Origin of the sequence: Calothrix sp. NIES-2100 (genome assembly GCF_963875285.1) — a bacterium.
GTDB lineage: Bacteria > Cyanobacteriota > Cyanobacteriia > Cyanobacteriales > Nostocaceae > Aulosira.
Map to the genome: position 1 here is coordinate 1,839,060 of NZ_CAWNLA010000001.1, position 15,034 is coordinate 1,854,093.

At 39.3% G+C, this 15,034-nt stretch carries 15 protein-coding genes and 1 tRNA gene; 5 read left to right on the plus strand and 11 right to left on the minus strand.

All coding sequences use genetic code 11. The features are described from left to right. The first annotated feature begins 70 nt into the window (after positions 1-70). From secG to AACU32_RS07775, 3 genes are all read left to right on the plus strand, one after another. A complete protein-coding gene (gene secG / locus AACU32_RS07765) occupies positions 71-304 on the plus strand; it encodes a preprotein translocase subunit SecG (RefSeq protein WP_096599055.1) in 234 nt (77 codons plus the stop codon). A gap of 17 nt (positions 305-321) precedes the next feature. Next, positions 322-1,155, plus strand: coding sequence for a peptidase (locus tag AACU32_RS07770; protein WP_096599056.1), 834 nt, complete (start codon positions 322-324; stop codon positions 1,153-1,155). Positions 1,156-1,545: 390 nt separating this feature from the next. Continuing rightward, positions 1,546-2,043 carry a hypothetical protein gene (locus AACU32_RS07775; protein ID WP_096599057.1) on the plus strand — a complete coding sequence of 166 codons (498 nt, stop codon included), beginning with the start codon at positions 1,546-1,548 and terminating at the stop codon, positions 2,041-2,043. Between the two features lie 62 nt (positions 2,044-2,105). Here AACU32_RS07775 and AACU32_RS07780 read toward each other — a convergent pair whose 3' ends face one another. The 9 genes from AACU32_RS07780 to AACU32_RS07820 form a co-directional block, all read right to left on the minus strand. Next, on the minus strand, positions 2,106-3,827 hold the full coding sequence (locus AACU32_RS07780; protein WP_096599058.1) for a GNAT family N-acetyltransferase: 1,722 nt from the start codon (positions 3,825-3,827) through the stop codon (positions 2,106-2,108). A gap of 136 nt (positions 3,828-3,963) precedes the next feature. Continuing rightward, complete coding sequence (locus AACU32_RS07785; RefSeq protein WP_096599059.1) at positions 3,964-4,365, minus strand: helix-turn-helix domain-containing protein; 402 nt, start codon at positions 4,363-4,365, stop codon at positions 3,964-3,966. A 24-nt stretch (positions 4,366-4,389) separates the two neighbouring features. Then, positions 4,390-4,587, minus strand: coding sequence for a hypothetical protein (locus tag AACU32_RS07790; protein WP_096599060.1), 198 nt, complete (start codon positions 4,585-4,587; stop codon positions 4,390-4,392). Between the two features lie 120 nt (positions 4,588-4,707). Continuing rightward, positions 4,708-4,920, minus strand: coding sequence for a hypothetical protein (locus AACU32_RS07795; RefSeq protein ID WP_096599061.1), 213 nt, complete (start codon positions 4,918-4,920; stop codon positions 4,708-4,710). Between the two features lie 277 nt (positions 4,921-5,197). Further along, on the minus strand, positions 5,198-6,346 hold the full coding sequence (locus AACU32_RS07800) for a glycosyltransferase family 4 protein (RefSeq protein WP_096599062.1): 1,149 nt from the start codon (positions 6,344-6,346) through the stop codon (positions 5,198-5,200). 434 nt (positions 6,347-6,780) lie between these two features. Beyond that, on the minus strand, positions 6,781-8,391 hold the full coding sequence (locus AACU32_RS07805; RefSeq protein ID WP_096599063.1) for an MFS transporter: 1,611 nt from the start codon (positions 8,389-8,391) through the stop codon (positions 6,781-6,783). Then, positions 8,378-9,295 (minus strand): DNA repair protein RecO, encoded by a 918-nt coding sequence (gene recO / locus AACU32_RS07810; protein ID WP_096599064.1) that lies wholly within the window; start codon positions 9,293-9,295, stop codon positions 8,378-8,380. The genes AACU32_RS07805 and recO overlap by 14 nt, the downstream gene beginning before the upstream one ends. 104 nt (positions 9,296-9,399) lie before the next feature. Next, a complete protein-coding gene (gene deoC / locus AACU32_RS07815; RefSeq protein ID WP_096599065.1) occupies positions 9,400-10,080 on the minus strand; it encodes a deoxyribose-phosphate aldolase in 681 nt (226 codons plus the stop codon). A 292-nt stretch (positions 10,081-10,372) separates the two neighbouring features. Then, positions 10,373-11,518 carry a DNA cytosine methyltransferase gene (locus tag AACU32_RS07820; RefSeq protein ID WP_096599066.1) on the minus strand — a complete coding sequence of 382 codons (1,146 nt, stop codon included), beginning with the start codon at positions 11,516-11,518 and terminating at the stop codon, positions 10,373-10,375. 239 nt (positions 11,519-11,757) lie between these two features. On the opposite strand from AACU32_RS07820, the gene AACU32_RS07825 reads away from it, so the two are divergent. Further along, a complete protein-coding gene (locus AACU32_RS07825) occupies positions 11,758-12,288 on the plus strand; it encodes a hypothetical protein (protein ID WP_096599067.1) in 531 nt (176 codons plus the stop codon). Between the two features lie 481 nt (positions 12,289-12,769). Next, positions 12,770-13,021: a hypothetical protein gene (locus AACU32_RS07830; RefSeq protein ID WP_339377640.1), complete on the plus strand. Its 252-nt coding sequence runs from the start codon at positions 12,770-12,772 to the stop codon at positions 13,019-13,021. A gap of 129 nt (positions 13,022-13,150) precedes the next feature. Here the strand turns inward: AACU32_RS07830 and AACU32_RS07835 are convergent, their stop codons facing one another. Together AACU32_RS07835 and AACU32_RS07840 are read right to left on the minus strand one after the other, a co-directional pair. Then, a complete protein-coding gene (locus AACU32_RS07835) occupies positions 13,151-14,599 on the minus strand; it encodes a YcjF family protein (protein WP_096599068.1) in 1,449 nt (482 codons plus the stop codon). A gap of 335 nt (positions 14,600-14,934) precedes the next feature. Then, a tRNA-Met gene (locus AACU32_RS07840) sits at positions 14,935-15,011 on the minus strand. Positions 15,012-15,034: the final 23 nt, after the last annotated feature.

Sequence of the window (15,034 nt, forward strand, 5' to 3'; positions counted from 1 at the left end):
ATAACAGTTAACTGTTACCTTAACCCTGGCACTTCTGTTTTGAAATTGACTATCTATTTAGATTCCTACCATGACAGTTTCTAATATTGTTCAAGGCATTTGGGCACTTTCCGCCGTTGGTTTAATCGTCTTAGTGCTGCTGCATAGTCCTAAAGGAGATGGTATTGGAGCCATTGGTGGACAAGCTCAACTGTTTAGCAGCGCCAAAAGTGCAGAAAACACCTTAAACCGAATTACTTGGGCATTAACAGTAATTTTTCTCGGTTTAACAGTAGTTTTGAGTGCTGGTTGGCTACCTAAGTAAGCAAAGGGAATAGGGATATGGGGCAAAAAATCCAATACCCAACACCCAACCCCCTAAAAAATTTATTTACACGACAGTTACTAGCAGTTCTCACCTTAGCTATTGGCACAGGACTGCTAGTTATTTTTACTAATCTCCCATCAAATGCTTACTTGACAAAAGTAACATCATATAGTAAAGAATTAATAATTTCCCTCCCCACCTCCCCACCTCCCTCATCCCCGGTTGGTGAGCGAAGTCGAACCACACCCTCCTCTGCCAAACCCCATCCTCTACCGCCAAAACTAGCCCAGTGGCAAGATAACACCAACAGTGGCGATTACTTTGCGCAAATTACGCCCACCCAAGTAGGTTATCTGGTTTGGTCACAGTTTCCCATTCGAGTTTACGTAGAAACACCAACAGCAATTAACAGCCAGCAAGCACAAGCCTGGGTTAACAGCGTCTTACAGGCTGTGCAAGAGTGGAATGTTTATTTACCTTTATTGATAGTAGAAAAACCAGAGGTTGCAGATATTAAAATTTTGCGAAAAGCGCCACCTTTGCAAATTTCCCCCACCGATAAAATTCCCCGTGCGCGTTCCGCCCTAACTACCTACGAGTTATATACCAACAACAAAGTTTTATTGCACCGCTTCACCATATTGTTGAGTCCCAGCCAGACTGGTAATTATGTCATAGCCGCAGCTCGTCACGAACTCGGCCACGCCTTGGGAATTTGGGGACATAGCCCACTACAAACTGATGCTCTATACTTTTCTCAAGTTCGCCAACCGCCACCGATTTCTCCTAGAGATGTGAATACCTTGAAACGGGTTTATGAACAACCGACCAGTTTGGGGTGGTCTTGATTGTCGCTGGAGTTTTAGCAGGTACTAAAAAAGTCATACCAATTCTGCATAAAGATTCAAACTATATGAGGAACGAACCTCAAAGGGCGCAAAGGACACAAAGAAATAAATAAGAAGTCAACAAAATTTGGCGCAGCCTCACAAAGAAATAGCATAAAATGTCAAATTTTACAAACTTTTTTAAACCTTAATTTATAAAGCTTTTAGCTAAACATCACCAAGCGAATTTCTTTTGTAATCTTGGTTTTTGAGACTTAATAAAAACAACAGATATTTGTAAAGATCTGCAAAATGACATTTAAATAAAATCTTGTTATAGCTAGCGAGCAATCCTGTATGTTATGTGGTAGACATTACTATAATATTTACTGCTCAAGTTAAGAGGTATTTATGCAGGCTAAATATATCAAAGCTCTAAGCATCAAGCGAATCTATGCTGCTCGTATTACTACTGGTATAAAAACTATTGAATTGCGAAAGCGTCCAATTGGTATGGAGCTAGGTGATCTTATTCTTTTATACGAAACGGCTCCTGATTCTGTTATAAGGGGAGGATTTGTAGCAGATAAAACTATATCTTTACCTGTTAATACAATGTGGGAAAGGTATCATTCTGTTATGGGGGTAGAAAAAGAGTTTTATGATAGCTATTTTGGTAATTGTGAATTTGCATATGGTACTTTGATTTATAGATATTTTACTTTTCCCGAATTGCCTCTTACAGAAATATATAAGCTATGTTCTGGTTTTACACCCCCACAAGCTACAATCAATTGGCGTGAAGATTGGTATATTAATACTGAATGGATTAATGCCCTAACCAATTGTAGAAATGAGTTAATGCAGGAAGGAAGGCTAAGTAAGCAATTAAACTTATTCATATGTTAAAAACCTTTACCAGTTACTCGTGAGTATTGTAACTAGTTTTTTCTTAAAATGACGTGAATAATTCACCATTCTAGTCCACCTGCTCTCATAATCTTTTCATATTGGTGATAACTAATACTTTGCATATGTTGAGGCACACCATTAATACCAAATTCGCTGAGTCTAGAACGAGGAATTGGGTTTGTAAATGGTACCCACCAACCAAATTTTAATGCCATTGCACACCCTGCATTAAAGCCTTGTTGTTTGATATGATTCTGAATGTCAGGTATCTGATATACGCCAATACCTCCAAATGTTAAAAAAAGATCTTCCGGCAGAGCAATACGGCGTTCTAGAATATAACCCATTCCCCCAATCATGCTATCTGGACTTGAAATATAAAACAATATTGGTGCACCAACAACATCTTTATCAGCGTACCAAGGATGACAGTAATAAACATTATCTGTACGTAGAAAAAGTCTAGAATTAACTAATGATGTTAATTCTGTTTGACTTTTATTTACTTGGATCATTTTTCTAGCCCATCTCGGCTGAATGGGAACAATGTAAGCTTGCCGATTATTAAAAGCAAACCTAACTGGATAAAATAACTCTTCTAAATCGGTAATAGAAAAATTATTAATTTCCTCATTATTATGATCGCATAATATCAGTCTTTCATTTAAGCTATTAGGTAGTTTAGTTTTAATTTGTGAACTTTTTGGAGGAATAAACCAATTATTATTATTTTTAATATGCTCGTTTTTAGAAATAGAGAAAACTGTATTAACTAACTCACTTGTGAAAGAATCAATATCTTCTTCGGTGATACGGCGATAGAAGCAATGTTTAGCAAGAACAAGTTCTGCTGAACTGTTTCCATCAGCACGCTGATATCTACGTTGAGAAATTCCCTCTATGCGAAAACCATACCGTGTAAAAAATGTTAAAAGTTCTGCATTTTGCTCTGATGTGGTTACAATAATTTTTTCAAACCGATTGCTAATCCACTCTCTTATACAATAAAACAGTAAATGCTGACCTAAACCTGTTCTTCTGCTCTCAGGGGCTATGTAAAACAAAGAAAGCTTAGCTGTTACTTTATCTTTTTTCTTCCAAATAACTATTGCACTGATAGGATTATTTTCGATTGATGCTATATTAATACGAGCATTTGCATCATTTAATGTTTTACTCAACCACTTATCAAAGTCTAAGTAAGAATCTTTTAGCGGCTCTAATAAATTTTTGAGGGCATCTTTATCGTCGGGTTGAGAAAGTCTAATAACTGGCGATAAAACCTCTATTTCCGTTAAAAGTGGTAAGTCATTTTGGATTCGTGCAACAGCTTCTGTGGGAGATAATGCTATGATTCCAAAACTAGCACCATAAATTGTCACTTTTTTAAGCAGTGTTTCATCACGGGTGACAAAGACATTCCCACCGCATAATTTATGAGAAGCTAGATGCAAACAATCGCGATAGCCATGTTCTGCATTACGAGAACCAAGCTTTGCGTTTGACCAAAATTTTTGAAACAAGTCTTGAGCTAGCGAATCACGTTCAGCGCATCGTTGTGGAGAAACACTATGAACAGGAAGAATGCCTATACGCTGAGCTATTTCTGGTCTTTGCTTGTCTGCATTTCCTATAACCTCTGCTGACAGTTGCTCTGTTACTACTAACTTTACAGAATCAATAAAGCCAAATCGCAAAAGCAGAACAAGTTCTTGGTCTACCAGTTCATGGATATTAAGCAGATTTAGGAGACAAGATGTATCTAGAGTGAATATTTCCACAAATACTCCAAAAAAATATTAATTTAGTTAAGGATAATCGTTGCAATGTATCGAAAAACTTATTTTAGCTTAAAATTCTATCTATGTAGGCATTGGTGCAATCTCTCTAATGCGATCGCACTTTTGCCGTTATACATCAAATAAACAAACCAGAGTCAACCCGAAAGAACTCACCCAAAGCCTTAGCTTGAGCTTTACTGATTTCTAGCTGTCCATTAATCACTTCCGAAACCACAGCTAGAGAACCAATAATACCAACCAAATCTGATTCTTTGATATCCCTTTGATCCATCAAAAAACTTAATATAGAATCAGGCTGAGATACTTTCCCAGGCGAATAGTATTTTTGTACAAACTTCTCAATTAAAATAATCAGCAACTCATAAAGTTCATCTTCTTCAGGGCTGCGGTTAGGGCGGTGCATTAATTCTTCTACAATAGCTAAAGCTTTTTCATTCTCTTCTGCATTTCTAATCAGTTTTGACTGATACTGCGCTAATAAATCTCTATATTTATCTGAATTAAAAGTAAAGGTCATTGGTTACAGATGTGTCATTTGGGTCTAATCACCGATCGAAAGATTATCTGCTTCCATTTTTTTTTGCGCCATTTCCGTCTTGTTCAAATTTCTTTTGTTCATAGCTTCGCTAATTTGCCATGCAATAACACGTTTTGTAGCAATCAGGTTAATTTCTTCAAGTGTCCCCTCGTCTTCAAAAAGTGCATCAACAGATGAACCGATGTGAGGATTCTTTGTCATCCTTGTAATCACTTACGCTTTGATTGCAAAGTAGGGTTTAAATATTAAATAAGAGAATCAAAAATTAGTGATTGAAAACATATAAATTGGACTATTATTTAATAATAACGAATAGCAAAGTTATAATCCACTTCCACCATTTCTATCTTTCAATATCTTTAATATTTCTGCTAAATCTTCATTTAATATTTGACTCTCTCCAGTTTTATCTAAGATTTTATATATAGCAAGTTGGTTTTTTATAATAATGTTAGTAACTAATTCTAAATTATCTAATCTTTGGTGTAAGACATTTATACGTAACTTAAGTTCATTAATTTGCGTATCGATCATAGAACTTTTTAATATTTATATAAATAAAATATATACCAATAGATATAATATTTTATCAATCCTTAGATAGAGGCTTTTATTAAGAAACATAGTAACAATAACTACATTCAATCTTTTCAAAGAGTGTAAATAATTATACTTATAATTTCTCAAGTATCGGCTAAATATTTGCTGTTGAGAGATTCTGTAGCCTATAAGACCAAAGCAGCAATTAGCTGCACCGTTCTCTGGTTTCAGATTCGGTACAGCTAATCAAAATTTAAAGCAGAACCCTTACTTACAATCTATGACTTAACGGTAAAGGTCGCTGTAGTAAAACTTCGCGATACAATTGTTCCAACTGAGTAATATTATCAGTGAGGGTATAGCGTTCTAATACACGCTTTCTCGCTTTCTGCCCCAACACGGTTGTTAACTCAGGATGATCTTGGAATAGTGGCAAGAGGGTTTTTAATTGCGATCGCACTGTCTTGGTATTTAAAACTACCCCTGCTCCTTTTTCCAATACTTCTCCATCTGCACCCACATCGGTGGCTAAACAAGCCAGCCCACAGGCCATTGCTTCTAAGAGAGATAAAGATAGGCCCTCTACCAACGAAGGTAAAAGAAATACATCTGCTCCCCGTAATATTTCGATGCGTCGGTTTTCATCAGCAATAAATCCTAACCAAGTAATCCCTTCCTCTGCACCATAAAACGGCTGTAAAGAAGGCTTCAAAGGCCCATCGCCCACAATCAGCAACTTGCTATCAGGCTCCATGTCGGACTGCTTCCAAGCACGTAGCAGAGATTCGACATTCTTTTCCGGCGCTATCCGACCTTGATAGACAAATAAGCGTTTGGCTTGAAATTCTGCTTTGATTTGAGAAGTTCCGGGAGCATATTTAGTTGTATCAACTCCGTTGGGAATCACAGCCACATTTTCTTCCCGTACACCCATCCGCGCCAATAACTCTCGCTGAATTTGGGAAAATACAATCACGCGATCGTAGTTATCTAAAAAGGGTGCGTATAGCTGATATGCCAAAAGTTGTGTTCCAGAGATGAGTTTTGCCCCTTTACCTGCAAATGGTGTGTGGAATGTCGCAATTAGGGGCAAATTCAGTTGCTCACAAATTTCTGGAAGAATAAAGTCCAGGGGAGATAAAGTCAAAGAAGCGTGGACGATATCTGGTTTAATTTCCCGCAACGAATCACTTAATACTTTGGTTGCTTTAAAGGTGGGAATTGTGTAAACCTGAGACTTGTAAAGGAAGGGTAAGGGAACTTCTTGAAATTTTGGCCAATTATCAGGTTCAGGTTCTTCTTGGGCAAAGTGGAGAAAGCTAACTTCATGCCCTCGGTCTAGCAAGGCATTTGTAATTTCTCGACTATAGGTGACATTGCCGCAAAATGGTGATTTTTTTCCAATCCAAGCTATACGCATTCTTTATTTAGTTATAACAAGAGCGGGTTTAGTATTTAGTTATCTTTCCTTTATGCTTTCGCTTTTATCTTGTTGTCATCACTGGCTTTTTAGTAATCATCAAACACCATCTTTTTATCCTCAGAAATTAGGCAAATTTTCAGCTTTCTTTAACTAGTAAAAAATAACTGGAATAAAGATCACATTCAAACTTAATCAAGGACTACATCCTCAACTTTGATGTTTGAACTTCCAACAAGCAGCACTAGTTTATTTATAGCTTTAGTTATCTAGCTTGAGAATTTGTTAATAGATATGAGTTAATAAAAACCCCTTTAGCTAGGATTCACAATGCTCCCTAGTTATGCCTATGGTAATTTATGGCTGAGTTCAGTCTATCACGAAAACTTCAGCTTTCAGTAAACGATTAATTATCTCAAAGTGATAATTAACAACTACCGATGAGCGTTATACCAGGTAAAGATACCTCCAAAAAAGACGATTACAGCTAATGCCAAAAAGACAGCTTGTAATCCAATAAAGGTTTCTGCTACACCAGCTAATGCTAACGGTAAAGAAAGGGCGATATTAATGACATTATTTTGCAGACCAAAGACTTTACCCCGCATTTCTGGTGGGGTTTCTGTTTGGATTGTGGTTTGCATGGGAATGCCGACTAGTGCCCCAAAAACACCCAACAGTGCTACTAACAAAAGCACTATCCATAGCTGTGTTGTAAAGATGGATAACCCAATCAGCGCCGCTGCCATACCCAGACAACCACAAAGACTTAGGGCAGTATAGGAGAAGCGTTGACCAAACTGACCGAGAATTGTTGCTCCACCTGCAATCCCTACACCACCAGCTGCTAGTAAAAAGCCAAATTGAGAGGCTTTCATGTTGGGAATTATTTCTGCCATGCGCACAGCTAAAACAGTTAAGGCGGCAAAGATGGAAAACAGGATGATCAGTTGCACTAAAGCGCTACGAACACGATGATTATCTTTGAGATAACGCAATCCATCGCGCAAGTCAGAGAAAACATGGGGAAATTCTGTGGCTGCGTCGTGAGGTTTTTCTTTGGTGACGAGGAAACTCAAAATTAGCCCCGCGATCGCATAACTCCCACCTACTAAAATTTCCTTACCTAATCCGCCATTACCACCCAGATTTCGCCAAAGTTGATCCGCGATCGCTAACAGTGGTTCCCCGACAGCAAAGCCAACAATCACTGAGGCCATCATTGTTGTGGTGTACAGGGAGTTAGCTGAGAGTAAATGCTGTTCTTCCACCACCAAAGGAATTGCTGTTTGTTCTGCTGGGGCAAAAAACTGTGTGAGGGTGGAGACTAAAAAAGTCACGCCTAAGATGATCAAAAAACCTACAGGTAACACTCCCACTGGTTGCCAATCATGGGTAAACCATAAAAGTAAGGGAATGACTAACACCAAAATCCCCCGCCAAATATTGGTGGCTACTAGCACTGTCTTTTTTGACCAGCGATCCACAAACACACCAGCCACAGAACCAAATAGCACGGCGGGAATGGTAAACGCCATCATTAAAGCTGATACCCAACCACTAATGCTTTGATGGCTCGCTTGAAACTGAGTATTGATCAAGGCAATCATCAACACCAGATAAACTTTATCTGCTAGTTGGCAGAAAACTTGACCACCCCACAATGCGAGGAAATTAGGGTTTTTTAATACTGGTAAAAATCCCTTTTGGGGAATATCATTTGATTCTTCATCTTTACCTGAATCAGTCCCATTGACACCAGGCGGCTCTTTTGCGGAGGTAATAGCTGCTTGGCCATTAGCCTCAGTCTTTGTTGATTGATCTTCTCCCTCGATGACATCAGGTTTTGATTTTTCTGATGTCCAATTGTTATTGTTTGGCGAAATCTCCTTAGGGGAAATTTCCTGGTTATTGATTTGACTCGGCCGAGACTTAGGAACAGCACTCAAGTGGCTGGGTGCGGTAGAATCTGATGCTCTATTCTGTTTTTTGGCGTAGCTCGGTGACAAAGGTAGGATTTTGTGATCCAAATCAGACGGTTGCATCATGGTTGGCAGCAAAATAAGAATCGATTAAAGTGGCGGAGCGAATTTGACGACCCAAGTGATACTGAGCATACTGGCGCAGGACTTGCTCTACTGATAACCAATAGTCATCTTTGGCGGCATTAATATGCATTATCTCTGGTTGTGACAGATGCTGGAGCATATCAAGTTCTCTAGCATTTAACCGCCCAGAAATTACAGGTATTTCTTGTTCATGCACAACTGTTTGGTAGCTAGCAAAGGGGGAGGTTGGGTTTGTGGGGGAATCGGGCGATCGCGGTTTTGAAGAATTGATTTGTCTCTCCCGCTGTTTTTGTTTTCGCAAGTCTTCCCAAGTCTCCAAGCAAACTGTTCCACCAGCAGCGATACTAAATCCTACCTGCCAGTGGGGGTCTGTAAAATTTGGTATCAGGGGACGTTGCGTCAGACAACAAACTTGCACCTGAGGTGTCAGCCCTGCCAAAGCTAAAAGGTGAAACACTCCATGAGCCAGATGTGCTACAATACCAGCTTCAGTATTAGACCTAGCTTCCAAGCGATTGAGATGTTCGTTGAGCAACTCATAAAGTTCTTCTTGGGGTTGTTCGCTCAAAGCTTGACATAGGACGATTTCTGCTAGATATTGGCTGGCAGCTAATTTACCTAAATCTTTAGTCAAACCTGGATAGGTTTTTACTGTTTGTGCTTGTGTAATTTTATCGAGCGATCGCCCTTTAGAAATCAGTAGCTCATTGACTACAAACATTCCACTCCTACCACCCAGGCTAGAATTGTGCTTACGTGCCCCTGGGGCAACTGCTCGGATTAAACCGAACTCTTTTGTCAAAATTGTGACTATTTTATCCGATTCTCCCAGTGCCTGGGCTTTAAGATTAATTCCCGTTACTTGATAAGTTTTACTCATTAGCCAAGAGTCCGTAGGGGCATATCTAAGGGCAGACGCAATATTTCGTTTAAACCGCCCGTACATTAGTCATAAGTGATGAGCTGAGTACAAAACACAAATGACTATTCCACCTTTTCCGGGTTATTGCGCTGGCGGATTAAATCAATACCGCGAGACGTGCCTAATCTAGTAGCACCCGCCAAGATTAATTCTAGGGCTTGATGAATGTTACGAATACCGCCTGAGGCCTTAATTCCTACCCTTTCTTTTACTATCTCCTTCAAAAGTCGCACATCTGCCACCGTCACACCCCCATTCCAACCGGTACTGGTTTTTAAGAATGCGGCCCCTGCTTCCATAGATAATTCTGCTGCCAGTTTCTTTTGCGGATCTGTCAACAGGTTAGTTTCTAAAATTACCTTGACAGTTTGCCCAGTTGCTTCACAAATTTCGGCAATTTCCCGGTGGACTTCTTCCGTTTTACCAGCTTTTAACCAGCCCAAGTTGATGACTACATCAAGTTCAGTGGCTCCATTTTCCACTGCTTCTTGAGCCTCGTACAGCTTAACTGCTGAAGTCGTCGCCCCGGTAGGAAAGCCAATTACTGCACAGACTTTTGGGTTTTTACCGTGAAGGAGTTGTGTGGCTTGCCTCACATAGGTAGGGTGCAAGCAAACCGCCGCAAAATGAAATCTGTCTGCTTCTTCACACCATTGCTCAACCTGCTCTGGAGTAGCCGTTGGGGATAACAGGGCGTGATCGATAAATGGCGCAATATCAATGTCTGGATAGTCTGCTGCCATCGTGCCTTTTGCCAATTATTGATTATTAATCTTTATAAAAAATTAAAACATTTCTTATATATATATTAAACCACATTTATTACGAGTTTATCCTGAAAACCAGGCTGCTGAATAGGTTTTAGATAAGGGCTTTACAGCTAGCCTGAAATCACCTACGTAGTTATAGTGTTTTAGCTAGGGACTAGGGGAAGCAGGGCTAGGGGCTAGGGGAATCAGGAACAGAGAGCTATAAATCGTAATCAGGACTTTAGTCCTGTTTTCTAAAGCACAAAGCGTGCTGACTCCGAACTCATCAAAACTTTGACGATGAACCACTAGCTGCTAAGAAGTTGAGAATAGTTTCAGCTAATGCCTTTGATGCCAAATATGGCACACCATTACCAATAGTTTTAAACATATTGGTGAGTGACATATCCTCTGGAAGTGCGAAATTTGCAGGTAAAGATTGAATCGCTAAAGCTTCGGCGACAGAAATTCTTCTAACTTTGTAGGGATGTAAATGTACTTCATTATTGCCATAACAAGCAGTTGGTGAGTAGCGCCATCTGTGCAGGCGTTTGAAGGACTTTTTAGAATCATCTCCCTCATCAACTGAAGCGAATTTTGTGATACCGGCTCTAGGTTGAAAATAATGTCTAGCATTGGGATGTTGCAACACATTATTTTTTCTAAACCAGTATTCCACTGTGAGTTCTAAAGGAATATCTTCAGGACAAGGAATTACAGAATCTTCTTGAAATCGTTCGCATTTACGCCAAGGGTAAGCAAAGACTTTTTCTTGAGGATATAAAATGTAATTTTCCCAATGTAATATATTGGCAGTTAGTAATTTATCACTACCCATTTCCTTAATTAAGCTATTTCGTAAGCCAATCAGAATAATTCTTTCTCTATCCTGGGGAACACCGTATTCAATGGCATTAATTAAGCGTTCTGTTAATATATAGCCTGCAATTTGTAATTGTCGCTTTAAAGATTCAAAAAATAAACGATGTTTTTTTGTACGCCACAAACCTTTAACATTCTCAAATAAAAAGAAATCAGGTTGATTACGACAAATTAATTCGATATAAGACGCAGAAAGTTTACCATTGTCTCCCAAATGCCCTTTATTTTTCCCTCCAATTGAAAAATCTGGACAAGGAGGCCCGCCAATAAAGCCAACAATATTATGATATTTACGACAGTCTTGGACTAATTCCCCCAGACGTTTTGCTGGTAATCCTTCTAGAAGTTTAGTTACGTCTGCTGCTTCGCCCTGATGATATCCGTATTCAGGCAATGGTAGGTTGAGAATTTCCCGTGAATAGCGGTATGCTGAGATGAATGGGGCAAATATTTCATTGACATAAACAATATTAAAACCGCTAGTTTCAAAACCTAAATCGAGGAAACCAGAACCAGCGAAGAAGGAGAATATACAAGAGCGAAGACTCATTTTTAAAATATATATTTCAGCAATAAATTTTTATCTAATTTAATGAATTATATATTTTTTTAATAAAAAAACCTACACATATGACATAACCCTAAAGCATTTGTATAAAATATTTAGCAAACCATCATCTGAATACTGTATAGCTAAATAAAGCTATAATCAACAATTAAATCACAGGCAATAACTATGGGTTACTAATTAATGGTATCTTTATTTATCAGAATAATTTTACTTTGATTATGTCCTTATCTGATTGGGAAAAATTATTATCTGAAGGAAAACATGCAGTTGAAATAGTTCGTATAGGTTTACGCAATCGAGGTATTAATGTTGGCGAGTCTATAATTACCGAATTTGGTACAGATGAAGACATTCCTGTGTACAGTACCGATAATCAGCGTAAGTTATTTTGGATATCAGTCAAAAGTGTACCCAGTCGGGTTGAAGATCCTCGTGTTCTACCTGTGGGTTATCGAGGCTGGATGTGTGGCGAAGTTGAAAGCAAGCAATGGTTTAACCCCCCATCTGCCATTATTTGGTATTGTTCAGCAACTCGGCTTGCATGGGGTGCTATTCCTCCGACTCCTCCAAATAGGCTGAGTACTAGATGGTTTATTTTCCCTGAGCGTTGGGGAAAGGTTATAGACAAGCGCAAAACAAATCAGTTAAATCATAAGGTGTATCTTTACCCAAGCTGGCTTGTACCGCCAGAGTCAATCATCAGCAAAGAAGAAATTATTGCCTATATTCAACAGTTAGCCCAGCAATAATTTAGATATAATGTGGCATTAAAAATAAGTGTAAATGCTAGAGGTCAAGGTTGACACAAACTCTGTAAGCTTTGATATAAATTGATTTAAGCCATAATCTATTGCCTTGCCCAAACACATTCAGCCTGAACAGCCTGAAAATGCTATATTTTATTCAAGTTGGCGCAACTGTACCTTGAAAACCAAATATATCAATACTTTCAACTGTGGGCGGTTCGAGTTAATTAAAATCCCTCACAGGGATTGAAATTCCACCAAAGTCCAATGTTTTGCAGTTGGGCGGCTGGTTACAAATAATTAAAATCCCTATTAGGGATTGAAACAGCGAAGCCGTCGCTGTGGTATTGCTATCAACAGGTTACAAATAATTAAAATCCCTATTAGGGATTGAAACAAGAATGGGAATGAAATTATTTCAAACCTATTCTTGTTCCAAATAATTAAAATCCCTATTAGGGATTGAAACTTAAGGGTTGAAAATATGCCTGAACCTTTCGTTGATCTTGACGCAATTTTTAATCTTGCTGTGAAAGAAACCGAAGAATTGATGAAACTCGGCTTTGATATTAGCGATCCTTGTGCTGTCACATCACTAGAATGGTACGCCAATAAATATCCAGAAATTGCAGAAAGGTGTAATAATGCCTTGCTAGAACTCATTGAGAAGCAAGTTGCGACTACTCCTGCATTTGTTGGTGCTGCTTACTCTGAGAATGATTTAGATGCTTTTTAAGTAATCAGTCAGATCGTGTTTGGTTGAACAATATTTAGTGATATTAAAATTAGTTGCACGCAAAGACACGAAAAAAACTTCGCGTCTTTGCGCCTACTTTGCGGGAAGGACTCCGCCGAATGCGTGAAATTATCCGACAGCCTTCTCAACAGCAACTTCTGGTAACAAGCGCTTTACACCTTGCTTAACAAAACTTTGCAGAAAAGTTATCTGCTGATTTTGCTGGAAGACATTTTGTAAAGTTTGCCGCAACTTCTCCAAATTCAAGTTATTACCAGAATCTAAAGCGATTTCCTGTTGTTGGAAATACTCTACTAGACTTAACCCAGCTACTCTGGTGAGATAAGCTGCACTTACTCCCTGTACCACGCCACCAGCTACAAAGGTGACGGCGTTACTTTTGAGAACAGTACTCACAGCTTTTGTCGAAAGTTCAACTAAACCCAGTTTCAGCATTAAACTTCCCATTGTTCCAGCTACGGTTTGCGCCTGTTCCAAGGAGAATTTCTGCTGATAGATATTACCTAAATCCATTACCATTTGGGCATTAATCGCCGCAGTTGCTAAAACATCAAGTGCGGGGACTGGGTTTGCAAAAGCAGCAGCCGCAGCTATCCATTGATATTGTTCTATAGCTGGGGTAGCGCGATCGCGTCTGACTCCATTTAGCCAATTTTTCGCCTCAGCTTTCAGCAACTTAGCTTTTCTCCAGGTTGTTACCCAGACTAATTTTTGTGCTTGCTGGGCTAAAACTTCACCCAGTTGCTGTGTCAACTGCTGGATATCTGCTGCTGGTTGTTCTAACCACTCTTGTACAGAACCGTCAGCTTCATGTTTCCGGACTTTGATGGGAATGGGAGAGGCTGCTGTTGCAACTAAATTCCCCTGTGTCCGTTGTTTCAATGACAGCAAGATACTAGCACGTTCGTCTGGTAAATACTGGTCTTGTTTGTTGAAAACCAGCATCACAGGCAGATTTGCGGCTTTTAGCTGCTGTAAAGTCTGAAATTCTGAATCTGTTAAATCCCCGTTGGTGAGGAACAGGACAAAATCCGATGTTTCTACTTCTGCTAAAACATCTGTGTCTGAGTTGTCACCAGCTTTTATAAATAAAGGTGCTGTTTCGTAGAAGCTGACTTTCTGCTTGATATCTGCTTGCCAGCTAGATTTTAAAATTTCCATCAAGGTGGTTTTACCCACCGATTTACCACCAGTAACAGCTAGTTTAAGTTCTTGCCGATCTAAATCTAAGAGTAATTGGTTAACTTGTTCTCGTAGGTTCCCTATGGCTGGATGATTTTCGGATTCTTGTACCAGTTGGTTAATTACGGCTTCAACTTTAGCGATCGCACTTTCTACATCTGCTCGTTCTACAAGCTTAATATCTAGCTGCTCTACACTACTAGCTTGCGGGCGATTTTTCTGGAATAACCACAATCCCCCACCAATTGCTAAAGCACTCAATAAACCAAACTCACTGACTTGCACTATAGAATCGTGCCAACTATCTAACATCCACAGAGAAAAGGACAGTCCCAATCCTCCCACTAAAATTGGTCGTTGCAATTTCACAACCATGACTCTCCGCGCTTTTTTGACTATGCCAATTGTAGATTTTAGATTTTAGATTTTAGATTAAAAATTATTCCAGTTGATGCCCCGACACCACTTGCTTTATGGCGGGAAACCCTGCTACCGCAGTGTCTCCTTCTACTAGGTCGAACAGATCCAAAATCAAAAATTTAAAATACTTGAGCCAGGTACTCTTGTGCTCAATGAGTTTGTCAAACTTTGGTCGGGGTTAATCCAAAATCGGCAATCCAAAATCCCAAATTAATTGATGGCTTCTACTCCAGAATAAAACAAATCCCCACAACCTTGAATGTTTGTGGGGATTTATTTTTATTTTGATTTGGTGGCGGGAAGTGGATTTGAACCACTGACCTTCGGGTTATGAGCCCGACGAGCTACCAGGCTGCTCTATCCCGCGTCGCTCTCTCGACTTCTTTAATA